This is a genomic window from Halomonas heilongjiangensis, assembly GCF_002879645.1.
GTDB classification, from domain to species: Bacteria; Pseudomonadota; Gammaproteobacteria; order Pseudomonadales; family Halomonadaceae; genus Halomonas; species Halomonas heilongjiangensis.
The window spans coordinates 39099-62298 of sequence record NZ_PNRE01000065.1; the positions used below are offsets into that span (position 1 = coordinate 39099).

Consider the following 23200-nt stretch of genomic DNA (forward strand, 5'->3'; position numbering starts at 1 on the left):
ACATGCGGAAGGATTCAGTTCAGCAAGTGAGCGTACTGTTCGAAGACTTCGAAGTTCTCACGCATCAACTCGTTGGAGCGTTCGGGACCGACCCAGACACCGCCGATATCGTTGGACGAGAGGTGATCCTGGACATCCTTGCGCGCCAGGGTGTTCTGGATCGCCTCGGTGAGGGCCCCGAAGCGCTCAGGGTATTGACGCTCCATTTCGCTGCTGACGGCGAAGCCGCGCATCGAGCCCTGCAGCACCGGCACCTCGAGATCCATCGGCTCGAGCGCCTCGTTGATGGTGGGTGCGTCCCACTGGTCGATGCGCTCATCGTTGACGATCGCCAGCGGTGTCAGGAACTCGCGGATGCCCTCGCTGCCCTCGGCGCTGATCGAGGTGAAGTGCACCTGCCCACCTGCCACGGCGGAACGGGCCTCCCCTCCGCTGTTGTAAGTCACCAGGTTGAGGTTCTCCTGGGGAATGCCCGCCTCTTCGAGCAGTAGCCGAACCATCAGGTGGCCGGCGGAGCCCTGCACAACGGAGGCGCGCACTTGTCCCGGGTTGTCACGGATCTCTTCCAGCAAGGAAGGCAGGTCCTCGAAGCCACTGTCCTTGTTGGCGGCAATCAGGTCGAGGTCGAACCATTGGAAGTTGACGAAGGAGAAGTCGTCGATGCCGTAGGATGCCCCACCCGTCAGGATGGTGTTGGTCAGGTAAGGCGCGAAAGTGGAAGCATAGAGTGTGTAGCCATCGTCCGGCCGCGACAGGATGTAATTGGCGGAAATCTGCGTACCCGCGCCCGGGCGGTTGGTGACACGCACCGGAACATCCAGCTCCTCGGACAAGAAATTGGACATGGCGCGAGCCAGGCGGTCCGCGCTGCCACCGGTACCGAAGCCGACCACCATGTCGACCGGCCGATCCGGGAAGTCATCCGCCGCCACGGGCGCGGTCAGCGACAGCGACGCCAGCAGGGCCGCCAGGGTGCGGGTCATGAGCACCTTCCGGCCGGTTTTTGAGATTCGTTCGAACATGGCATGTACATCCTCATTGTTGGATTATTTCGGGGTCTCGCCCCGACAGAGCCAACTCTAGAGGGCCAACCTGTCACCAAGCTTGCATGCCTCATACGTACGACCATTGTCTAGGTACCCAACCCCGCCAACAGCCCGTCCAACTCATTCGCCACGAAGCGCGGTTCCACGCACTCGTCGAGATGCCCAGCGGCGAAGCGCAGGAAGCCGAGTGCGGCATGGGACAGGCGCCGATCGCGGCGCACGATGAACTGCCAGTGGCTCTCGATGGGCAGCCCGGCCACCGGCAGGACCACCAGGTCCGGATGCTCCGGGGGCAGCACGTGTTCCGAGAGCACGGCCAGGCCCATCCCCGCGGCCACGCCGACACGGATCGCCTCGTTGCTGGCCATCTGCAGGGTCGGGCCGAGCGTCAGGCCATGCTCCTGTAGCCAGCTCTCGAACAGCATGCGCGTGGCGGAGCCCGGCTCGCGCAGCAGGAAGCGCTCCCTCAGCAACTCCTCCATGGCCACTGCCTCGTGCCCGGCGAGGCGATGGACGTGGGGGGCCACCGCCACCAGCGGGTTGCGCAGGAAGCGCCCGGCCACGGCGTGGGCCAGCGAGGGCGGATGACTGAACACGTAGAGGTCGTCGTCCTGGCGCTCGAAGCGGGTCAGCATCTGGCGGCGGTTGCCGATGTGCAGGGTGACGTCGACCTCGGGAAAGGCGCGGCTGTAGGGACCGAGCAGCCGCGGCAGCACGTACTGGGCGGTATTGACCAGGGCGATGCTGAAGCGCCCGCGCTCGCCGCCGCGCAGCGCCACGAGATAGTCGTCGAAATCGGCGAAGCGCCCCAGCACCTCGCGGCTGGCCCGATAGAGCTCATGGCCCGCCTCGGTGGGCACCAGCCGCCCCTGCCGTACGATCAACAGCGGCTCGCCCACCGCCTCGCCCAGCCGCTTGAGCTGCTGGGAGACCGTCGGCTGGGTCAGGTGGAGCCGGCGGGCCGCCTCGCTCACCGAGCCACAGCGCACCACCGCCACATAGACCTGCAGCAGGCGGAAGGTCAGATGCCGGATGTTCATTGATGATCATCAATCCATAGCGATGCAAAGTGTTATTGGTATCAATATTCCATTATCCGCACAATCCGCAGCGTTTCCTGGTGCTCCCCCACCCCTGACCACACGAGACCCGTCATGCCCGATATCGTGGTGATGTTCTTCCTGCTCGGCCTGCTGGCCGGGCTGGTGAAGTCCGACCTGACCATCCCCAAGGCCGCCTACGACACCCTGAGCCTGCTGCTGATGCTGACCATCGGCCTCAAGGGCGGTATGGCGCTCTACGGCAATTTGGGCTGGTCCATCGTGCCGGAACTGGCCGCGGTGGCGGCGCTGGGGGCGGTGATTCCGCTGGCCCTGATGCCGGTGCTGCGCCGGCTGGTGCGCCTCTCGGCCGCCGACAGCGCGAGCCTCGCCGCCCACTACGGCTCGGTGAGCGCCGGCACCTTCGCCGTGGCGCTGGCCTTCGCCGAGGGCCGCGGCCTGCCCATCGGCGCCGAGGTGACCCTCTATCTGGTGATGATGGAGTTGCCGGCGATCATGGTGGCCATCGCCCTCTACCGCCGCTACCGGGGTGCCGAGGCCGCGGCCGCCATGCAGGGCCTGTGGCACGAGACCCTGACCAACCGCGGCGTCATCCTGCTCGCCGGCGGCGTGGTGATCGGCGCCATGTACGGCCCCATGGAGGGCGCCAACGTCACCGACCTGCTGACCGGCGCCTTCCATGCCGTGCTGGCGATCTTCCTGCTGGAGATGGGCCTGACCGCCGCCGAGACCCTGCGCCCCCTGCCCTGGCGCCTCTGGCGGCTGCTCACCTTCGCCCTGGTCGCCCCGCCGCTGCTCGCCCTCGCCGGGCTCGGCGTGGGCCTGGCGCTGGGCCTGCCCGCCGGGTCGCTCTTGATCCTCACGGCGCTGGCCGCCAGCGCCTCCTATATCGCCGCACCCGCCGCCATGCGCACCGCCATTCCCGAGGCCAACATCGGCCTGGCGATGCTCGCCGCCCTGGGCTTCACCTTCCCGCTCAACGTGATCGTCGGCATCCCGCTCTACCACCAGTTGATCCAATGGCTGGCCGGCTGAAACAGCAACGGCGACCTCCCCGGTCGCCGTTCCCTTGTCGTCCTGCGTTCCTGCTTCCTGCGTCCGGCCCTATGCGACTTTCGTCACAGACGCCAAAAGCTGCACTTTACGTTAACGTAAACCTCGCCTAGTCTTGTGCCATCTGCCACGCTACAAGACATGAGATCGCCGGTTGCGTCGCCGCCCATGGCACCGGACGCATCCCCTGACAGGAACGGAGCCCACCATGTACACGCCCTACAAGCCCCTCGACTTCGGCCTCGACGACGAGCTCAACATGCTACGCGACCAGGTCAACGCCTTCGCCCGCGACGAGATCGCCCCCCGCGCCGCCGAAATCGACGCGAAGAACGAGTTCCCCAACGACCTGTGGCGCAAGTTCGGCGACATGGGCCTGCTCGGCATCACCGTGTCGGACGAGGACGGCGGCAGCGGCATGGGCTATCTCGCCCACTGCATCGCCATGGAGGAGATCTCCCGGGCCAGCGCCTCGGTGGGCCTCTCCTACGGCGCGCACTCCAACCTCTGCGTCAACCAGCTCAAGATCAACGCCAATGCCGAGCAGAAGGCCAGGTACCTGCCGAAGCTGATCAGCGGCGAACACGTGGGCGCGCTGGCCATGTCCGAGCCGGGCGCCGGTTCCGACGTGGTCTCCATGAAGCTGCGCGCCCGCCAGGACGGCGACCATTACGTGCTCAACGGCAACAAGATGTGGATCACCAACGGCCCCGACGCCGACGTGCTGGTAGTCTACGCCAAGACCGACCCGGAGGCCGGCTCCAAGGGCATCACCGCCTTCATCATCGAGAAGGACTTCAAGGGCTTCTCCACCGCCCAGAAGCTCGACAAGCTCGGCATGCGCGGCTCCAACACCTGCGAGCTGGTGTTCCAGGACTGCGAGGTGCCGGCCGAGAACGTGCTCGGCGAGGTGCACCGTGGCGCCAAGGTGCTGATGAGCGGGCTGGACTATGAGCGCACCGTGCTCGCCGCCGGCCCCATCGGCATCATGCAGGCAGCACTGGACGTGGTAGTGCCCTACATCCACGAGCGTAAGCAGTTCGACCAGGCCATCGGTGAATTCCAACTGGTGCAGGGCAAGATCGCTGACATGTACACCACCCTGAACGCCTGCCGCGCCTATCTCTACGCCGTGGCCGCCGGCTGCGACCGCGGCCAGACCTCGCGCAAGGACGCCGCCGGGGTGATCCTCTACTGCGCCGAGAAGGCGACCCAGGTGGCGCTCGACGCCATCCAGCTGCTCGGCGGCAACGGCTACATCAACGAGTACCCCACCGGGCGGCTGCTGCGCGACGCCAAGCTCTACGAGATCGGCGCCGGCACCAGTGAGATTCGCCGCATGTTGATCGGCCGCGAGATCTTCAACGAATCCGTTTAACCCAAGCCGCAAGCTCTAAGCTGTAAGCTGTAAGCAACTGCTTCACGGGGTTTTCTTACAGCTTCAGGCTTACAGCTCAAAGCTCCCCGGAGGGGTACATGGCAATCCTGCAAACCCAGATCAATCCGCGCAGCGAGACCTTCCAGGCCAATGAAGCGGCGATGCGCCACGAGGTGATGAAGCTGCGCGAGCTGACCGCCGCGATCAGCCAGGGCGGCGGCGAGAAGGCCCGCGCCCGCCATGAATCCCGCGGCAAGCTGTTCGTGCGCGACCGCATCGACCACCTCATCGACGAGGGCTCGCCCTTCCTGGAGTTCTCGGCGCTGGCGGCCCATGAGGTCTACGACGATGCGGTGCCCGCCGCCAGCATCGTCACCGGCATCGGCCGCGTCTCGGGGGTCGAGTGCGTCATCGTCGCCAACGACGCCACCGTCAAGGGCGGCACCTACTACCCGCTCACCGTGAAGAAGCACCTGCGCGCCCAGGAGATCGCCCGCAAGCACCGCCTGCCGTGCCTCTACCTGGTCGACTCCGGCGGCGCCTTCCTGCCCCGCCAGGACGAGGTGTTCCCCGACCGCGACCACTTCGGGCGCATCTTCTACAACCAGGCCACCCTCTCCGCCGAGGGCATCCCGCAGATCGCCGTGGTGATGGGCTCCTGCACCGCCGGCGGCGCCTATGTGCCGGCCATGGCCGACGAGTCGATCATCGTCAAGCAGCAGGGCACCATCTTCCTCGGCGGCCCGCCGCTGGTGAAGGCCGCCACCGGCGAGTCGATCAGCGCCGAGGACCTGGGCGGCGCCGACGTGCACGCCAAGGTGAGCGGCGTGGCCGACCACTACGCCGAGAACGACGCCCACGCCCTGCAGCTGGCGCGCGGCTGCGTGTCGCGGCTCAACTGGCAGAAGCGCGGCCGGCTCGCCATGCAGGCCCCGACGCCGCCGCGCCTCGACCCGGCCGAGCTCTACGGCATCGTCGGCACCGACCTCAAGAAGCCCTATGACGTGCGCGAGGTGATCGGGCGCATCGTCGACGACTCCGACTTCGACGAGTTCAAGCGCTACTACGGCGACACCCTGGTCACCGGCTTCGCCCATATCCACGGCTTCCCGGTGGGCATCGTCGCCAACAACGGGGTGCTGTTCTCCGAGTCCGCGGTCAAGGGCGCGCACTTCATCGAGCTCTGCGCCCAGCGCAAGATCCCTCTGGTGTTCCTGCAGAACATCACCGGCTTCATGGTCGGCTCGAAGTACGAGCACGAGGGCATCGCCAAGCACGGCGCCAAGCTGGTCACCGCGGTGGCCTGCGCCCGGGTGCCCAAGTTCACCGTGCTGATCGGCGGCAGCTTCGGCGCCGGCAATTACGGCATGTGCGGCCGCGCCTATGAGCCCAACCTGCTGTTCATGTGGCCCAACGCGCGCATCTCGGTGATGGGCGGCGAGCAGGCCGCCGGCGTGCTGGCCCAGGTCAAGCGCGAGCAGATCGAGCGCGATGGCCGCGAGTGGTCGAAGGAAGAGGAAGAGGCCTTCAAGCAGCCCACCCGCGAGCAGTACGAGCACCAGGGCCACCCCTACTACGCCAGCGCGCGGCTGTGGGACGACGGCGTCATCGACCCGGCCCAGACCCGCGACGTGCTGGGGCTCTCGCTCGCTGCGGCGATGAACGCCGAGGTGCAAGAAACCAAGTTCGGCGTGTTCCGGATGTAGGCGCTTCGCGCCAGCCACGAGCACCGGGCTACGCGCCACGAGCGCTCGAAGCTCGAAGCTCGAAGCTCGAAGCTCGAAGCTCGAAGCTCGAAGCCAGCAGGATACCGATATGACCACACAGACTTATTCGAACCTGAACATCGACGATCGCGGCGTCGCCCGGCTGACGCTGAACCGCCCCGAGGTGCACAACGCCTTCGACGACAGCCTGATCAGTGAGCTCAACGCCCACCTCGATCGCCTGCGTGAGGCCGCCGGCCGCGGCGAGGTGCGCGTGGTGGTGCTGGGCTCCGAAGGCAAGAGCTTCTCCGCCGGGGCCGACCTCGGCTGGATGAAGCGCATGGTGGAATACGATGTCGAGGACAACCTGGCCGACTCGCGCAAGTTATCCCAGCTGATGCACGGCCTGGACACCCTGCCCTGCCCCACCGTGTGTCGCGTACAGGGCGCCGCCTTCGGCGGCGCCGTGGGCCTGGCCGCCTGCTGCGACATCGTGATCGCCTCCGAGAAGGCCAGGTTCTGCCTCTCCGAGGTGAAGATCGGCCTGTCGCCGGCGGTGATCAGCCCCTATGTGCAGCGCACCCTCGGCCCCCGCCAGATGCGCCGCTACGCGCTTTCCGCCGAGGTGCTCGACGCCGCGACCGGCCTCGGGCTGGGTCTGGTTCACCGGGTGGTCGGCCACGACGACCTGGATGACGAGGTCGAGACCATGATCGACACCCTGCTGTCCGGCTCGCCCCAGGCCCAGCGCGCCACCAAGGCGCTGCTCGCCGAGGTCGCCCGCGAGCCCGATGCCGATGCCACCCGCGAGCGCACCTGCCGGGTGATCGCTGAGCTGCGCGTAAGCCGGGAGGGCCAGGAGGGCCTGGCCAGCTTCTTCGAGAAGCGCCGCCCCACCTGGGCCCCTGACCAGAACGCCCCCGACAAGCCTGCCTCGGAGCCCAACTCATGACCAAGTTCGATACCCTGCTGGTCGCCAATCGTGGCGAGATCGCCTGCCGGGTGATGCGCACGGCGCGCGCCATGGGCCTGCGCACCATCGCCGTCTACTCCGACGCCGACGCCAATGCTCGCCACGTGCGTGAGGCCGACGAGGCCGTGCGCCTGGGCCCCGCCGCGGCTCGCGAGAGCTACCTGAACATCGCGGCGGTGATCGAGGCCGCCCGGCGCACCGGCGCCGGCGCCATCCACCCCGGCTACGGCTTCCTCTCCGAGAACGGCGCCTTCGTCGAGGCCCTCGACCAGGCCGGCATCGTCTTCGTCGGCCCGCCCGCCTCGGCGATTGCCGCCATGGGCGACAAGTCCGCCGCCAAGGCGCGCATGGCCCACGCCGGCGTGCCGCTGGTGCCCGGCTACCACGGCGACGACCAGGACGACGCCCTGCTCAAGGCCGAGGCCGACAAGATCGGCTACCCGGTACTGCTCAAGGCCAGCGCCGGGGGCGGCGGCAAGGGCATGCGCGTGGTCGAATCCGACGCCGGCTTCCAGGCCGCCCTCGACGGCTGCCGCCGCGAATCCCAGGCCGCCTTCGGCGACCAGCGCATGCTGATCGAGAAGTACCTGACCCAGCCGCGCCACGTCGAGGTCCAGGTGTTCTGCGATGCCCATGGCAACGGCGTCTACCTGTTCGAGCGCGACTGCAGCGTGCAGCGCCGTCACCAGAAGGTGCTCGAGGAGGCCCCCGCCCCCGGCATGACCGCCGAGCTGCGCCGCGACATGGGCGAGGCCGCGGTACGCGCCGCCCAGGAGATCGGCTACGTGGGCGCCGGCACCGTCGAATTCCTGCTGGATGCCGATAGCTCGTTCTACTTCATGGAGATGAACACCCGCCTGCAGGTGGAGCACCCGGTCACCGAGATGATCACCGGCCAGGACCTGGTCGAGTGGCAGCTGCGCGTGGCCATGGGCGAACCGCTGCCGCTGGCCCAGGACGAGCTGACCATCACCGGCCACAGCTTCGAGGCGCGCCTCTACGCCGAAGACCCCGAGCAGGACTTCCTGCCCGCCACCGGCACCCTGACCCACTTCGCCATGGACCTGGAAGGCGCCGGCCTTAGCTCTTTTGAAAAGGGCCGCGCGCGCGTGCGCCTGGACAGCGGTGTGGAGAGCGGCGATGTGGTCTCGATGCACTACGATCCGATGCTCGCCAAGTTGATCGTGCATGGCGACGACCGCGACCAGGCGCTGGCCACCCTCAACCGCGCGCTGGCCGCCCTGGACGTGCAGGGCGTGATCACCAACCGTGCCTTCCTGCAGCGCCTGGCCACCCATCCGGCCTTCAAGAACGCCGAACTGGATACGCGCTTTATCGAGCGCCACGAGGCGACCCTGTTCGCCCCGCGCCGGTACAGCATCGAGGAGTACGCCGGCGCCGCGCTGATCGGCCTGAGCCAGCTCGCCCGCGAGTGCGAGAGCGACTCCCCCTGGGACCGCCACGACGGCTTCCGCCTCAATGCCCCGCACACCATCCGCATCGCCCTCTGCGACCCAGCCCACGCCCAGGATCCCGACGATTCCGACGCCGTGGTGGTGGTCGAGGGCCGGCGCGAGCGCGGCACCGATACCACCTGGCACCTTGTCATCGGCGGCGAGACCCTCACCGCCAGCCTGCAGCACCTGGAAGGCGACGCCGTGGCGGTCACGCTCAACGGCCACCGCCGCCGCCTGCAGGCGCGTCGCGACGGCCATGTGGTGGTGATGGTCGACCCGCGCGGCGAGACGCGGCTGTTCTGGCGCCGCATCGACGCCATCGACCACGGCCACCACGAGGCCGAATCGACCCTCACCGCGCCCATGCACGGCACCGTGGTGGCGCTGCTGGTGGAGCCGGGCCAAAGGGTGGAGAAAGGCATGCCGCTGATGGTCATGGAAGCCATGAAGATGGAGCACACCATGACCGCCCCCGCCGATGGCCACGTGGAAAACTTCCATTTCCAGGGCGGCGATACCGTCGGCCAGGGCGACGTACTGCTCGAGTTCGCCGCCGACGAGTCACCGCAAGGTTGACGAGGACCCTGTAGGAGCGCAGATTTTCTGCGCGATTGGCGCCGCAGGCGCCCTCTGATACATCCACGGCGCCGTGCAGCCTGCGGGTCAGACCCCGGCGGAGGTAACACCGCTCGGACAAGACACAACCACAGGCTGGCACCTCGGCTGGGGTCTGACCCAAAGGCGGGCGACTCCCCCGGCCAGGCCAGCAGAGGATTGGAGAACACCCATGGCCTTCCCCCAACACGTGCGCCTGGTCGAGGTCGGCCCCCGCGACGGGCTGCAGAACGAACCCGAGCCGATCGCCACCAACACCAAGCTCGAACTGATCGACCGCCTGGGCGCGGCCGGTATCCGCTACATCGAAGCGGCCAGCTTCGTCTCGCCCAAGTGGGTGCCGCAGATGGCCGACCACCGCGAGGTGATGCAGAACCTCGTCCGCCTGGACGGCGTGGTCTATTCGGCGCTCACCCCCAACCTCAAGGGGCTGGAAGCCGCACTCGAGTGCGGCGTCGAGGAAGTGGCGGTGTTCGGCGCCGCCTCCGAGGCCTTCTCGCAGAAGAACATCAACTGCTCCGTGGCCGAGTCCCTCGAGCGCTTCGCCCCGGTGCTGGAACGCGCGCAGCAGGCCGGCGTGCGCGTGCGCGGCTACGTCTCCTGCGTGCTCGGCTGCCCCTACGAGGGCGAGATCGCCCCCGCCAAGGTCGCCGAGGTCTCCAAGGCCCTGTATGAGATGGGCTGCTACGAGGTCTCGCTCGGCGACACCATCGGCACCGGCACCCCGCTTGCCGCCAAGCGCATGCTCGAGGCGGTCGCCAGGGACATCCCCATGGACAAGCTCGCCGCCCACTTCCACGACACCTACGGCCAGGCGCTCGCCAACCTCTACGCCGTGCTGGAAGAAGGCATCGCGGTGGTCGACAGCTCCGTGGCCGGCCTCGGCGGCTGCCCCTATGCCAAGGGCGCTTCCGGCAACGTGGCCAGCGAGGACGTCGTCTACCTGCTCAACGGCCTCGGCATCGAGACCGGCATCGACCTCGAGGCGCTCGCCGCCACCGGCACCTGGATCACCCAGGCCATCAAGCGGCCGAATCGCTCGAAGGTCGGGGTGGCCCTCGCCGCCAAATAACCGTACCCCAGAACGCAAGGCCCCCGAGCCAGGTGACTGACTCGGGGGCCTTGTCATTATCGAGATTAAAGCGTAGGTGACTTCACGCCTCAATCAGCCGACCCGCCAGCGATCGGATGCATCGAGGTGCTATGCATATTGACCTCAATAAACCATTTTGGGTGCATATTCTCGAAGTCTGTTCGGATGTTGGACGGCAAATAGCTGGCCGAATCAAGCACAAGAGGCCGGCCATCTACTCTTTTGAAAACGACCCAATGCCAGAAATCTTTCCCGTCTTCCTGATAGTGCTTGATCGATAGCAGCGCCAGATCGGGCAGTTCGCCCCATGATGAAAAAGGCACCTCATCTTCAGAGGTTCCAACACCTGATGCAGAAAGCAGCCTCCTTACATAATCGGTATCGGACCAGCGTTCACCACTGCGCCGGTAGACCCTCAGCACGCCACCAATGTGTGGTGTCGTCACCGCGGCTATCTCCGCCTCCCCGTTTCCGCTCAGGTCGGCGACGCCGACCGGGTTGAGCCAACGGTTCGGCATACCGATCGGGACCGACTGCGCCACGATCTCCAGCCGATTTCCACCGAGGCCGACCAGCGCCAGCCGCGACCCGCTGTCAAGCGAACTGACGATAACCAGCAATTCCGTCGGCGTCTGATCCGTCACTTGCACGAGGCGCGGCGCAAGGACTTCGAACACCTCATCGATGGGCAAGCCCAGCACCACTGCTCGCCCGGCGTCGGTGGTCGCTACCAAACGCGCATATTCATGCGGCCGACCAAGGGCATAATGCCCGTACCGATCGACCGGCTCGGCATAGCTGGCAGCGATGATCTGCTCCGCACGAGCGGAAGGCGCCATCAACACGATCAGGGCACACAGTGAGAGAGCGTAGCGTATCACCATCCTGATCCCCTGAGGTTGTTCAACACCGTGGTTCAGGTGCGAAGCGCTGCAGGCGCAGCGTCACCTGCAACCATTTGTTATGCGCCACTCTTCTACGCTTCATCGACCGACCAGCATTGCAACTCTGGCAGCCATGAGCTTCGCGACGAACTTGAACGGGTATGTCGCATAGCTGGGCACGTCGTTCGGAATGTCGCAGTTCTCGGGCTTGAACTTGGTTTGGATACGCATCTGCAACGGTGGGGCATTGTCACCGAACCTTGCTCGGTACACCGAGAACCAGTGACCCTTCTGAAAGTCGAGAAACATGGCTGAATTACAGCATGTCGCGACGACCCTTTTCGTAGGAGACTCAGTCTTTATCTTGTAGTCAAGCATGAGATCACCTCCCTTTGAGCATCTCATGCGGTCCTTTCGGTAGAGCAGATATTCTGTCCCGCCATCCGCCCCCAGAACCGGACGTGCATTCGGGAGCGCTTCAATCTGACGAGCGCCTTCCTGGCAATCGTCGCAATAACAAGCTGCACCCAAAATCGGTGAGCCGATTACTTCGAGTTCAACGCTTCCACAAGCGCACCGAGCAATCGGTTGATTCGCGGTCGTCATCAACTACTCCTCTCTGGTGGCGTATAACGCCGCTTAGCACGCGCGGCTACGGAATGAAGGCGAATCCGCAATGTAGAAGACGTCGCCGTGACTGGCCTTATTATACATGATTTCCCTCCGGAATCTGAGCCAATAGGTCAGCAACCCCAATATCCACCCCCGCCTGTGAAAGCAAAGTAGAAACTTGCCCTCGATGGTGAGTCTGATGGTTAAAGAAGTGAAGAATCAGGCTCGAAAATCGTTTGTTGGCAGGAATCCCTTTAGTGTTGTGGTAGCTGAGAACGAAATCCAGATCACCTTCGGATAGCTCGGCTATCCAGTTGATAATCTTGCGATCCAACCATATCCGGCGCTCAGACAGAGTAGCGATATCTTTAAAAAGTATCTGATCTAGGCTGGTTGGATTCGGAAGATCAGCGACCTCACGCAAAGAGGTCAGGCAGGACGGATGTGTAGAGAACCGCTTGAGCCATGCTGGGCAATGGCTTCGCGGGCGCCAGAAGCCCATTGGGGTAGGTAAAACTCGAGGGGGCGGGCACGCTACCGCCCTACCCTGCACGACGCGACGCCCCCTGCCATCCATGCGATAGTCCCCTCGCTCCACTGTGTACTGCGATGCCGCCGGCCACCTTCAGCGGCCTTAGCGATCAAGAGTAAGCAGATGTAACGTTGGATGCAAAGCTGAGGATGGTCGTTGAGGTCGGTGACAGGCGGCGTTCGCCGGTGGCACGAGTGGAACCCAAGCACCCGGGAAAGGTCGAGGCAGACCGATTCCTGCCAGCGCCGACCGGAAGTGGGTGCCCGGCCGTCGAGATCAAGGGGCCGCTGTAAACGGCCCCGCTTGTTCCGGTGATATGCCGATCATTCCAGCACGGGGCGTGCGTTGACAGCTTGCACGGGGCGATTGTTGTGATGACCCATCACCTGCAAGAATTGATCAATCTGTTCCTTGGATGCGGAAATTGGTTGCTTCATCACTAGCCAACGCACGCCCTCGGTGCAAGGCGGTGTCGTCAATGAACCATTGAAGCGGTAGTAATCACGATCTGAAGGCAAGATGTCCAGCGGGGAGATATCTGTTGACAGCGCTAGCGTTTCGCCTTCTTCCGGCATTTGCGCCCACGCTTTTTCAAGCGCATCGCTTGCTTGCCCCTCCGTCACCATGACCGCTACCACTGCCAGGTTGCCATCCTCGTCGGCATGTACGAGATGCCCCTCCATGGGGTATGACTCGCCATGTATGAGGTTTTCACTCGGCACGTGAAAGTGGAATTGCTTCAGTTCGAACTCGATGTCATCAACGGTGATGGTGCTACCGGGAAGCGTGTTGACTTGAACGGTGTGCCCGTTATTAAGAATTTCTTCGCTGCCGGCTTCATAGTTGAAAGCAATGGGCTCCAGCTCGGCATCGATGAACCCCGTCAGGTTGATGGGTGACTGATTGCTCCCTGCACAAGCGCCGTATTCGGGACTGAGCTGTGCCCACTGATCAGGCCCCGTGTCGCCGCTATAGTCCCAAGGGGCCCCGTCACTGGAGAATGCGGCGCTCGAAAACAACAGCAACCCCACGGCAAGCAATGGTCCTTTCATGGTGTTCCTCCTGGATATCTTGTTGATGGAATCGACAAGATAGATCGTCGGGCGTTAAGGATGCGTTAAGGGGCGTCAAGGGAGTGGCACGGCGGGAAAGGACAGGACGAAGCGGGTTCCCCCGACTTCCGGAATCTCCAGGCGCACGTCCCAGCCGATATGCTCGGCCACGCGCTTGACGATCGACAGGCCCAGGCCCGTGCCCTCGTGTGCCGGCCGATCGTCACCGTGGACGAATCGTTCGAACAGCCGCTCGCGCACCCTCTGGGGAATGCCCGTGCCGGTGTCTTCGATCACCAGCCGGCCAGCGGCAAGTTGCACAAGGATCATGCCCTGGTCGGTATGCCGGCAGGCGTTGCGTAGCAGGTTGCCGATCACGATTCCGGCCAGTTCGGGGCGCACCTGGGCCGATACCCGTTCGGTCCAGTCCAACCTGCATTTGACCGTCTTGCCATCCAGCAGGGGCCGGCAGCGCTCCATTTCCGACTCGACGATGGTATTGAGCACGATGCGCGGCGCATCCAGGGATTCCGGAACGCGGGAGAGCAGGAGCAGCGCACTGACCCGTTGCGCGGTTTCGTCAGCCACGCGCCGGATGCGCTCCGCGGTGGCATATTGCGCCGGGTGGTCCGACAGTTGCGCAGCCAGCACTTCCGCCGCGCCCAGTATGACGGTCAACGGCGTGCGTAATTCATGGCTGACGTCGCCGGTGAACAGCTGCTCGCGCTGCAGGAACTGCTGCAGTTCATCGGTGCGCTTGGCGAAGGCGCGCGACAGGACGCCAATTTCATCTTGCGCGGAAAGAGAAGGCAGCTCCGTCGGCCCCGCATTACGGGAGACCGCATCGGCAAGCGCCGCTACCGGCGCGATCACACGCCGGGCACTCAGCACCCCGAGCACGGCGGCGAGCAGGACACTGACGGCAAAACCGATAGCCAGGGACAGGAGGATGACCAGCTCCGTATGCTCGAGTTCGTCAACCTCCTGCACCACGGCGTAACGGCTGGTGCCATGATCGCGCAGCAGGGCATGAACCTGCCGATTGCCGAGCTTCAGTTCGTGGAAGCCGGCGGGCAGCCGCCGCAGCTCGACCGGGATATTGGCGTCGATCAGGAAGCGCACTTCCGGTGGTGCATCCGGCATATGGCCCTGCCGATGGAACTCGATCAGCCTTTCCGCCATCTTGGCGAGTCGTGCGTCGATGACCTGCTCTTCAATAACCTTCACCGAGATATAGGAAACCAGGCTGAAGGCGCCGGCCACTGCGACCGCCAGCAGGATGTAGGTGAGCGCGATGCGCTTTTTGAGCGAGAGCCTAGGTTTCATCGATATCTGTCAGTCGATAGCCGGTGCCCGGCAAAGTCAGCAGCATGGGGTAGGGAAACGGTTTGTCGAGCACCTGGCGCAGCGTATGGATATGGGTGCGCAAGGCATCGCTGTTCGGCGGGTTATCGCCCCACACCTCGCGCTCAAGCACTTCACGGGGCATCAGCGCCGGTGCAGCGCGCATCAGTGCGGTGAGGATCTTGTAACCCGTCGGCGTCGGGTCGAGTGGCTGCCCGGCACGTGTGGCCTGGCTGGTGCTGGTATCCAGCCGAAGCTCGCCGAAGGTCAGGACGGATTGCACATGCTCGTTGCGCGCACGGCGTATCAGCGCCTTCAGACGCGCGTCCAGCTCGGGGAGGGAATAGGGTTTGACCAGGTAGTCGTCGGCGCCGACCTCGAATCCGGTCAGTTTGTCGTGCACCGTGTCACGCGCGGTCAGCATCAGGATCGGCGTCGCCAGGCGATACTCCCGGCGCAGCGTCCGGCATACCTCCACGCCATCCATGCCCGGCAGCGACAGGTCGAGGACAATCGCATCATGGAAGGAGCCCGTTGCGCAGGGGATACCGGCATTGCCGTTGCGCGCCACGTCCAGCGTGTAGCCAAGTGGTTCCAGATATCCGTACAGATTCGCGATGATATCCGGGTTGTCCTCAATAATCAGCACATGCATGAGTTTCCCGTCTAACTTCCTGTGCGGCATTCAGCATGACTGATCCTACCCCATCTGCTGGGCAAAGGCTTCGCAGGTGTCGGAAGCCCCTCCGGAGTCAGCAAGTGTTCCTGACGCTGCTGAAGGCCGCTGGACACTCGACGAGGGGTTGGACACGCTCGGCCCGCCCCTGAGGGAATGTGCTCGCGCCGTCACAAGGGCTGCCCGGACGCGAGCCTGAGAGCCAGAGTTCTTGCCAACTCACCCGCCCAATTCACCGAAACCAGAGGATGCCCCGTGGGGGAACTGACCAACACGATATCGATGCTGGGCAGCGCCGGCATTTCATGGGTGGCATCGACTTCGATCAAATCAGGCGGCAAGGAGGCCGTGGCAGCGGCGGTAATGGCGTTTCCCTGTCGAACCAGAGCCATCAAGGCACCGGCGTTGGCACTGAGTGCCTTGATGCGATAGGGACGGTGCGTCTTGTTCAGGCCATCCAGGGCCGAGCTGTGGAATTTGCAGTCGGCTTCGTACAGGGCCAAGGGCAAGGCTTCGTACCGGTGCCAGTCGAATTGCGGGTGCTGTATCCAGATCCCCCTATCGAGCGTCAGGACATGGCCTTCATCACTGTTGATCGCTCGAGTCAGGATGGCCAGGTCCAGTGCTCCCTCATCCAGCAGGTTTTTCAGTTTGCTGGTCGGTGCGCAGGTCAGCTGCAGTTGTACTCTGGGGTGTTGGTCATGAATGGTATCCACCAACAAGGGAAGCAGGCTCTGGGCGTAGTCATCCGGACTGCCGAGGCGCAGCGGAGGCAGAGAGGCGTCCGTTCTCAGTTGGCTGAGTGCTTCGTCGTGCAGGGCCAGCAAGCGGCGGGTGTAGCTGACGAGACGCTTGCCGTCGTTGGTGAGCTCCAGGTTGCGGCCTTCCTTGAAGAACAAGCTGCAGCCTGCCTGCTCTTCCAGGCGCTTCATTTGCATGCTGAGTGCGGCCTGTGTTCGGTGCACCTGGCGGGCGGCCCGGGTCAGGCTGCCGGTATCGACGACGGCGAGGTAGGTGCGAAGGAGATCGATATCCATGTAACGGGGGCTCCTCTATCCATCAGCCCCACTTATGGCTGATATTATTTCTATTCGATTGTCGATACTCGGGAAACACGGAACACTGTCGTCCGGTGTTCGGGGTTGGATGCCAGACCGGCTGCCTTCTCGTTCAATTCACTGGAGACGACGATGATCTTGCACGACTACCTGCCCTCCGGCAACGGCTATAAAGTGCGCCTGTTGCTTGACCTGCTGGACCAGCCCTATGAATATCGTCATTACGATATCGTTCGTGGAGAAACCCGAACCCCCGAATTCCTGCGCAAGAATCCGGCCGGCAAGGTCCCGGTGCTGGAACTCGACGATGGCCGCTTTCTCAGCGAATCCAACGCCATCCTCTACTACCTGGCCCAAGGGACCGACTATTGGCCGGAGGGCCGCTGGGATCAGGCCCAGGTCCTGCGCTGGATGAGTTTTGAGCAATACAGTCACGAGCCCAACATCGCCACACCGCGCTTCTGGTTGACGCATCTTGGTCTGAACGAGGAACGCAAGGCACAGCTGGCCGGCAAGCAGGCGTTGGGGCGGGCGGCGTTGGCGGTGATGGACGATCACTTGGCGCGACAGGCCTGGTTCGTCGCGGATCGCTACACCATCGCGGATATCGCCCTTTATGCCTATACCCATGTGGCGCAAGAGGGCGGATTCACATTGGCGGACTATCCCAACGTTTGCCGATGGCTGGAGCGAGTTGCGTCCCACCCGAACCACCGTCCGATCACGGAAGAATAGGGGATTGATACCGACGAGCTGGCGGTGCTGCTCGCCGTCAGCTGCGTGTGCCTACTGCTCGAAGGAGGCAGACGGGGTAGCCGGCGAAGCATTTTCGTTCTGCAGTGCCTCGTCAGCCCCTGGGAGATGCAGCGAATGCCTCTCGAAGCAGCCCGTTCAGCAGCAGCGTCACTCGCCACCACATTCGAAGCATGAGCGCCGCCCTGCCGGTACAGCGGGTGGGGCGACCGATCATTGACGAATCGGGCGCCCCTATGGGCTCCCGTCGGAGCCCGTGTTTGCCGTTTCACGGCCCGGGACCTCGTACCGCAGTTCCGCGAAGCCCTCACCGAGCCGCAGGGCCGAAACCAGCCGGAGGGAGGGCGAGGTGATCCTGCGCGGTAGCAGCGGCTTGCCGGACCCCAGCGTGACCGAGCCAACCTGCACGATGATCTCATCGAGCAAGCCAGCGTCGTAGAATTGTCCCACCAGCCCACCGCCGCCGACCAGCCAGAGATTCCTCCCATTTGCCGCCGCCCGCATCTGCTCATACGCGGGGCCAACATCACCCTGCACGAACCGGATGTCGGCGCCGGGTATGCCTGGCTGCTCACGACTGGAGAAGACCCAGGCCGGCTGTTCGTACGGCCACTCGCCCGGGTTCGCCGAACCTGGCCTGATGACGTGCCGCAGCATCCACTCGTAGGTGGTAGAGCCCATCGCCAGGGCCCCTACCGCCTTGATGAACTGGGGGTAGCCCGTCTGGTTGATATCCCCCAGCGGGAACAGCCACTCGAGCGAGTCCTCGGGTGTGGCGATGAAGCCGTCGAGGCTCGCGGCCGTGTAGTATTGGGTTCGCATCGCTCAGCCATCCTGGTTTCGTGGCGCCTGTCTCGCCCACCAAGATAGTAGAAAAACTCAACGCCCAACTGAACCGCACCGGGGAGACTCCCTTCGGCTGCACGGGCACCTCAATTTCGTTCAATACGGCGCGCAGCCGCCATTGCACACTTCGGCCATTGCCACCCAGGAGAGTGACGATGAGCCTTGCTTTGATGCTGCCGATGTCGGCGTTTGCCCTTGCGGCCTCGATCTCGCCGGGGCCGGTGAACCTGGTGTGCCTGAGCAGCGGTACCCGCTACCCGCTTTCGAAGGGGCTGGTGTTCGTCACCGGCGCCACCCTGGGCTTTGTCGCCCTGTTCATCGCCGTGGGGCTGGGGCTCTATTCGCTGCTGGCGGTGGTGCCGGGGCTTCAGGAAGCGCTGCGCTGGGCCGGGGTCGCGTTCCTGCTCTACCTGAGCGTTAGGTTGGCCCGGGACGACGGCCGCCTGCCGGAGGGCGGCAGCCATGAGGCGCCGGGCTTCCTGAGCGGGGCCCTGATGCAGTGGCTCAACCCCAAGGCCTGGTTGGCCTCGGCCTCAGGCATCGGCGCCTATACCAGTGGCAGCGACCTGCAACAGGTCATCATCTTTGCCCTGCTCTATCTGCCCATCTGCTGGCTGTCGCTGGGGAGCTGGGTCTACGCCGGTGCCTTCCTGCGCCGCTACGTCCACCGCCCCGCGGTGCTGGTCACGATCAACCGCACGCTGGCGGTACTGCTCGCCGCCAGCTGCGTCTACCTGCTGGTCGAGTAAGTACGGGTTAGGCCGAGGTCATGTGAGTAGTTCTCGAAGCCAACGTCCTGGGCAAGCACGGCCAGCATCCCTGCGATGTCGAAGTGGTTGTAGGCGGTGAGGTATCGCTGTATCAGCTCGCGCTTCGTCGAGTCGTCCATGGAGCACTCCTGTCAGGCCAACCATCAAGGGAATCCGCGCTCAGGTGCTGATCGCATTGGTGAAGGTCAGCTTGTTGCCAAACGGATCGGCTATGGTCATGTCCTTGCTGCCCCACGGCATTTCTTCCAGCCCCGGCTTGGCGTACTTGTAGTCGGCCGCATGCAGCTGCTGATGGAATGCCCCGAGTTCGTCGGTTTCGATCCGCAGCGCCGCACCGGGACTACAGTCGCCGTGGTGCTCGGAGAGGTGCAGAACGCAGCCGTCCCTGGAGACCTGCATGTACAGCGGCATGCCTTCCGCGAAGCGATGCTCCCAATCCACCTTGAAGCCCAGGAAACCAACGTAGAATTCCCTGGCCTTCTCTTCATCGAAGATCCGCAGTATCGGTGTCGTCTTGCCGAAGCTCATTTCGCTGAGTTTCCTTTGCCTTAGGGTGAGCTTCGCGAAGAACGGTCACTCTCGTGAAGCAAGCTGGGCATGCATGGTCAAGGACTACGCTGCTGCCCGATACAGAGTAGCTGAGACAATGATGACATCGAGACAGACGCACTCGAGTATTCCCTTATGCTGCGACGGCGCTCAATCCAGCCAACCAACGAATCAGATTCATACGCTTCCGGTGCAGGCAAGTCGAAGATCATGCACGTCCTCCCTTTGCATCGCATGAAGTTCAGGCACGGCGAAACGATCCCTTGGCGAATGATCATGCAATAACGCCATTCTGTTATGCGCCACCGGCCCTGGCGGCACGCGCGGCGTGCAGCTTCTTGTAGCTTTCGACCAGGCGCTGGTGCTTCTCCAGGCCTTCCAGCTGCATGCTGGTCGGCGTCAGGCCATGGAATCGCACCTCGCCTCTCACCGAGCCGACCACCGCCTCCATGGTCGCTTCGCCAAACATGCGCCTGAGGTTGTAGAGGAAGTCGTCCAGCGCCAGCTCGTCATCGAGGACGATCTCCAGCACCGCATTCACCGCACGGTAGAACAGCCCGCGCTCGACGGTGTTGTCGTTGTACTGCAGGAACATCTCGACCCGCTCGAGGGCCTCTTCATGCTGTTGCAGGGCGAGGTTGATCAACAGCTTCAGCTCGAGGATGGTCAGCTGCCCCCAGTCGGTGTTCTCGTCGAACTCGATGCCGATCAGGGTGATGATGTCCATGTGGTCGTCGAGCTGGCTCTCTTCCAGGCGCTCCAGCAGGTCGGCCAGCCGATCGTCACTCAAGGCGTGGAGGTTGAGGATGTCTTCTCGATAATCCAGGGCCATGTTGGTGTTGTCCCAGATCAGGTCATCCACCGGGTACACCTCGGAGTAGCCCGGCACCAGGATCCGGCAGACCGGCGCACCCAGGTCCTCATGCACGGCCATGTACACTTCCTTGCCCAACCCTTCCAGGATGCCGAACAGGGTCGCCGCTTCTTCCTCGTTGGTGCCGGAGAAATCCCAGTCGCTGAACTCGACATCGCTCCTGGCGCTGAAGAAGCGCCACGAGACCAGCCCCGAGGAGTCGATGAAGTGCTCGACGAAGTTATTCGGCTCCGAAACGGCCTGCGAGTTGAAGGTCGGCGGCAGGAAGTCGTTCAGGCCTTCCAGGCTGCGGCCCTGCAGCAGCTCGGTGAGGCTGCGCTCCAGCGCCACCTCGAAGCTGGGGTGCGCGCCGAAGGAGGCGAACACGCCGCCGGTGCGCGGGTTCATCAGGGTCACGCACATGACCGGGAACCGGCCACCCAGGGAGGCGTCCTTGACCAGCACCGGGAAGCCCTGCGCCTCCAGCGCCTGGATGCCTTCGAGAATCTCGGGGTAGCGCTGCAGCACCGCCATGGGCACGTCCGGCAGCGCGAGTTCCTGCTCGAGGATCTCCCTCTTCACCGCCCGCTCGAAGATCTCCGACAGGCACTGCACCTGCGCCTCTTGCAGCGTGTTGCCGGCGCTCATGCCGTTGCTGAGGTACAGGTTCTCGATCAGGTTCGAGGGGAAATAGACCACCTCGCCATCCGACTGGCGCACGAAGGGCAAGGCGACGATGCCACGCTCCGCCTTGCCGGAGTTGGTATCGATCAGGTGCGAGCCGCGCAGCTCGCCCTCCGGGTCGTAGATCTCCCGGCAGTACGCGTCGAGGATGCCTTCGGGCAGCGCGTCGTTCGGCCCTGGCTTGAACCACTCCTCGTCGGGGTAGTGGACGAAGGCGCTATTGGCGATCTCTTCGCCGAAGAACTGGTCGTTGTAGAAGAAGTTGCAGCTCAGGCGCTCGATGAACTCGCCCAGCGCCGAACAGAGTGCGCTCTCCTTGGTGGCCCCCTTGCCATTGGTAAAGCACATGTTTGATGCGGCGTCGCGAATGTGCAGCGACCACACGTGGGGCACGATGTTGCGCCAGGAGGCGATCTCGATCTTCATGCCCAGGTCCGCCAGGATGGTCGACATGTTGGCGATGGTCTGCTCCAGCGGCAGGTCCTTGCCCTCGATCCAGGTGTTGGCCTCCTCGTCGGGCTTGACCATCAGCAGGGCCTGGGCATCCTCGTCGAGGTTCTCCACCGTTTCGATCTGGAACTCAGGGCCGGTCTGCACCACCTTCTTGACCGTGCAACGCTCGATCGAGCGCAGGATGCCTTCATGATCTTTCGCGGAGATATCTTCCGGCAACTCGACCTGGATCTTGAAGATCTGGTTATAACGATTTTCCGGATCGACGATGTTGTTCTGCGACAGGCGAATGTTCTCGGTGGGAATATTACGCGCCAGACAATACACTCGAACGAAATAGGCCGCGCAGAGTGCGGAAGACGCCAGGAAGTAGTCGAAGGGACTTGGCGCCGAGCCGTCGCCCTTGTAGCGAATGGGCTGATCGGTGATGACGGTGAAATCGTCAAACTTGGCTTCAAGCCTGAGATTTTCAAGAAAATTGACTTTGATTTCCATTAACTGGGTACCGGGTGTTTAACCTTGAACAGGGGAAGGGCGTGAGGCTGCCGCCGTATGGGGCGTGATGGTATCACCTGACAATCGGCCGCTGAAAGCGAAGCGGCGCTGCCCGGCGCAGCCGCGCATGCGCCAACATTGGCCTCGGCCGGCTCGAGGTGCCTTGCGTGAGCGACCATTCCCCATCGAAACGACGGCCCAGCCTGGCAACGGTGCCCTATCACCGTCATGCTGAGGCGTGCAGAATCGCGACGAAGGCCGGGAAGCACGATGCCAACACTGATCGATTTTCACGCCGCGGATGAGGCCGCACGCTGGCACCCCATCACTGATGGCGTGATGGGCGGCGTCTCTCACGGCGCCATGCACGCGGAGCCGGCCAACAGCGTCTTCTCGGGCGAGCTTTCGCTGAGCGACGGCGGCGGCTTTGCCTCGCTACGACGCGAGCCGCACTCCCATCGGCTGGCAGACTACCCGGGGCTGTGCCTCGAGGCGTGTGGCGACGGGCGCCGCTACCAGTTGCGCCTGTATAACAACCAGTTGATCGACGGCGCCGCCTATCGTGCCGTCTTTCAGCCCCCCGCGGGTGAATGGCGGCGCATCGCCCTGCCCTGGAACGCTTTCGAGCCGGTCTTTCGTGGCCGCCTGCTGGAGGATGCCCCACCACTGGCGCCGGACGATATCCAGCAGATCGGCCTGCTGATTGCCGACCGACGCGATGGCCCCTTCCGTCTGGCGTTGTCCCGACTCGAGACGCTCAGCGAGGAATCGGCAACCGGCGCAAGCCAGGAAATAGCCTCTTCCCCTCGACTGCGCCTGGTTTACGACGGCGAATGCCCGATATGCCGACGCTACGTGCGCTGGCAGCGCATCCGCAAGGAGGTCGGCGAACTCGAGTTGATCGACGCCAGGCAGGACAGCGAAGCGCGCCAGGAACTCACGGCCCTGGGCATCGACCTCGACCAGGGCTTCGCCCTGCAGATCGGCAAGCGCTGGTACCACGGTAGCGAAGCCCTGCATCGCCTCACCCTGCTCGGCACCCGCAGCGGTGTGTTCAACCGGCTAATGTATCGGCTATTTGCCAGCCCCGGTCGTGCTGCACGGATCTATCCACTGCTCAGGGCGTGTCGGAATGGACTGTTGAGGGTGTTGGGGAAGCCACGCATCGGCACTACGAGGCATTGGTAAAGGTAACGCCCTTTTTGAACCGGCTACCGATACGTTCCGTTAACATCGTCGGCGATGAGTACCCGCCCG

The 23200-nt window shown here is 63.9% G+C and carries 22 protein-coding genes; 9 read left to right on the forward strand and 13 right to left on the reverse strand.

Annotated features, from left to right (window positions below; genetic code table 11):
* Window positions 1–14: 14 nt before the first annotated feature.
* Window positions 15–983: a Bug family tripartite tricarboxylate transporter substrate binding protein gene (locus tag C1H66_RS14650; protein WP_370741339.1), complete on the reverse strand. Its 969-nt coding sequence runs from the start codon at window positions 981–983 to the stop codon at window positions 15–17.
* A gap of 149 nt (window positions 984–1132) precedes the next feature.
* On the reverse strand, window positions 1133–2086 hold the full coding sequence (locus C1H66_RS14655; protein WP_102628623.1) for a LysR family transcriptional regulator: 954 nt from the start codon (window positions 2084–2086) through the stop codon (window positions 1133–1135).
* A gap of 114 nt (window positions 2087–2200) precedes the next feature.
* On the opposite strand from C1H66_RS14655, the gene C1H66_RS14660 reads away from it, so the two are divergent.
* From C1H66_RS14660 to C1H66_RS14685, 6 genes are all read left to right on the forward strand, one after another.
* The gene (locus tag C1H66_RS14660; protein WP_102628624.1) at window positions 2201–3142 is read left to right on the forward strand and encodes a sodium-dependent bicarbonate transport family permease; all 942 of its coding nucleotides are present in this window, start codon (window positions 2201–2203) and stop codon (window positions 3140–3142) included.
* Window positions 3143–3368: 226 nt separating this feature from the next.
* Window positions 3369–4538 carry an isovaleryl-CoA dehydrogenase gene (locus C1H66_RS14665; protein ID WP_102628625.1) on the forward strand — a complete coding sequence of 390 codons (1170 nt, stop codon included), beginning with the start codon at window positions 3369–3371 and terminating at the stop codon, window positions 4536–4538.
* Between the two features lie 98 nt (window positions 4539–4636).
* Window positions 4637–6244: a carboxyl transferase domain-containing protein gene (locus C1H66_RS14670; protein ID WP_102628626.1), complete on the forward strand. Its 1608-nt coding sequence runs from the start codon at window positions 4637–4639 to the stop codon at window positions 6242–6244.
* 109 nt (window positions 6245–6353) lie between these two features.
* Entirely contained in the window at window positions 6354–7196 is an 843-nt protein-coding gene (locus C1H66_RS14675; RefSeq protein ID WP_102628627.1) for an enoyl-CoA hydratase/isomerase family protein, read from the forward strand.
* Window positions 7193–9250, forward strand: a complete 2058-nt coding sequence (locus tag C1H66_RS14680; RefSeq protein WP_102628628.1) for an acetyl/propionyl/methylcrotonyl-CoA carboxylase subunit alpha — start codon at window positions 7193–7195, stop codon at window positions 9248–9250. Before C1H66_RS14675 ends, C1H66_RS14680 begins: the two co-directional genes overlap by 4 nt.
* Window positions 9251–9461: 211 nt before the next feature.
* Entirely contained in the window at window positions 9462–10361 is a 900-nt protein-coding gene (locus tag C1H66_RS14685) for a hydroxymethylglutaryl-CoA lyase (protein WP_102628629.1), read from the forward strand.
* 89 nt (window positions 10362–10450) lie between these two features.
* Here the strand turns inward: C1H66_RS14685 and C1H66_RS23265 are convergent, their stop codons facing one another.
* From C1H66_RS23265 to C1H66_RS14720, 7 genes are all read right to left on the reverse strand, one after another.
* Window positions 10451–11266, reverse strand: coding sequence for a hypothetical protein (locus C1H66_RS23265; RefSeq protein ID WP_240618339.1), 816 nt, complete (start codon window positions 11264–11266; stop codon window positions 10451–10453).
* 99 nt (window positions 11267–11365) lie between these two features.
* Complete coding sequence (locus tag C1H66_RS14695; protein WP_102628630.1) at window positions 11366–11872, reverse strand: GFA family protein; 507 nt, start codon at window positions 11870–11872, stop codon at window positions 11366–11368.
* A gap of 100 nt (window positions 11873–11972) precedes the next feature.
* Complete coding sequence (locus C1H66_RS14700; protein WP_102628631.1) at window positions 11973–12455, reverse strand: DinB family protein; 483 nt, start codon at window positions 12453–12455, stop codon at window positions 11973–11975.
* 278 nt (window positions 12456–12733) lie between these two features.
* Window positions 12734–13462 (reverse strand): carbonic anhydrase, encoded by a 729-nt coding sequence (locus tag C1H66_RS14705; RefSeq protein ID WP_102628632.1) that lies wholly within the window; start codon window positions 13460–13462, stop codon window positions 12734–12736.
* Between the two features lie 75 nt (window positions 13463–13537).
* Entirely contained in the window at window positions 13538–14788 is a 1251-nt protein-coding gene (locus C1H66_RS14710) for an ATP-binding protein (protein ID WP_102628633.1), read from the reverse strand.
* Window positions 14778–15461, reverse strand: a complete 684-nt coding sequence (locus tag C1H66_RS14715) for a response regulator transcription factor (protein ID WP_102628634.1) — start codon at window positions 15459–15461, stop codon at window positions 14778–14780. The genes C1H66_RS14710 and C1H66_RS14715 overlap by 11 nt, the downstream gene beginning before the upstream one ends.
* A 191-nt stretch (window positions 15462–15652) precedes the next feature.
* Entirely contained in the window at window positions 15653–16519 is an 867-nt protein-coding gene (locus tag C1H66_RS14720) for a LysR family transcriptional regulator (protein ID WP_102628635.1), read from the reverse strand.
* Window positions 16520–16672: 153 nt separating this feature from the next.
* Between C1H66_RS14720 and C1H66_RS14725 the strand changes: the two genes are divergently transcribed.
* Window positions 16673–17275, forward strand: coding sequence for a glutathione S-transferase family protein (locus C1H66_RS14725; RefSeq protein ID WP_102628636.1), 603 nt, complete (start codon window positions 16673–16675; stop codon window positions 17273–17275).
* 252 nt (window positions 17276–17527) lie between these two features.
* Here the strand turns inward: C1H66_RS14725 and C1H66_RS14730 are convergent, their stop codons facing one another.
* Window positions 17528–18115 (reverse strand): dihydrofolate reductase family protein, encoded by a 588-nt coding sequence (locus tag C1H66_RS14730; RefSeq protein WP_102628637.1) that lies wholly within the window; start codon window positions 18113–18115, stop codon window positions 17528–17530.
* A 179-nt stretch (window positions 18116–18294) separates the two neighbouring features.
* Between C1H66_RS14730 and C1H66_RS14735 the strand changes: the two genes are divergently transcribed.
* Entirely contained in the window at window positions 18295–18888 is a 594-nt protein-coding gene (locus C1H66_RS14735) for a LysE family translocator (protein WP_102628638.1), read from the forward strand.
* On the opposite strand, the gene C1H66_RS22925 is transcribed toward C1H66_RS14735, so the two are convergent.
* From C1H66_RS22925 to C1H66_RS14745, 3 genes are all read right to left on the reverse strand, one after another.
* Window positions 18870–19028, reverse strand: a complete 159-nt coding sequence (locus C1H66_RS22925) for a hypothetical protein (protein WP_170064158.1) — start codon at window positions 19026–19028, stop codon at window positions 18870–18872. The genes C1H66_RS14735 and C1H66_RS22925 overlap by 19 nt on opposite strands.
* Before the next feature lie 40 nt (window positions 19029–19068).
* Entirely contained in the window at window positions 19069–19437 is a 369-nt protein-coding gene (locus tag C1H66_RS14740; protein ID WP_102628639.1) for a glyoxalase superfamily protein, read from the reverse strand.
* Window positions 19438–19753: 316 nt separating this feature from the next.
* Entirely contained in the window at window positions 19754–21943 is a 2190-nt protein-coding gene (locus tag C1H66_RS14745) for an OsmC domain/YcaO domain-containing protein (RefSeq protein WP_102628640.1), read from the reverse strand.
* Window positions 21944–22213: 270 nt separating this feature from the next.
* On the opposite strand from C1H66_RS14745, the gene C1H66_RS23270 reads away from it, so the two are divergent.
* Window positions 22214–23131, forward strand: coding sequence for a CIA30 family protein (locus C1H66_RS23270; protein ID WP_240618341.1), 918 nt, complete (start codon window positions 22214–22216; stop codon window positions 23129–23131).
* The last annotated feature ends 69 nt before the right edge of the window (window positions 23132–23200 follow it).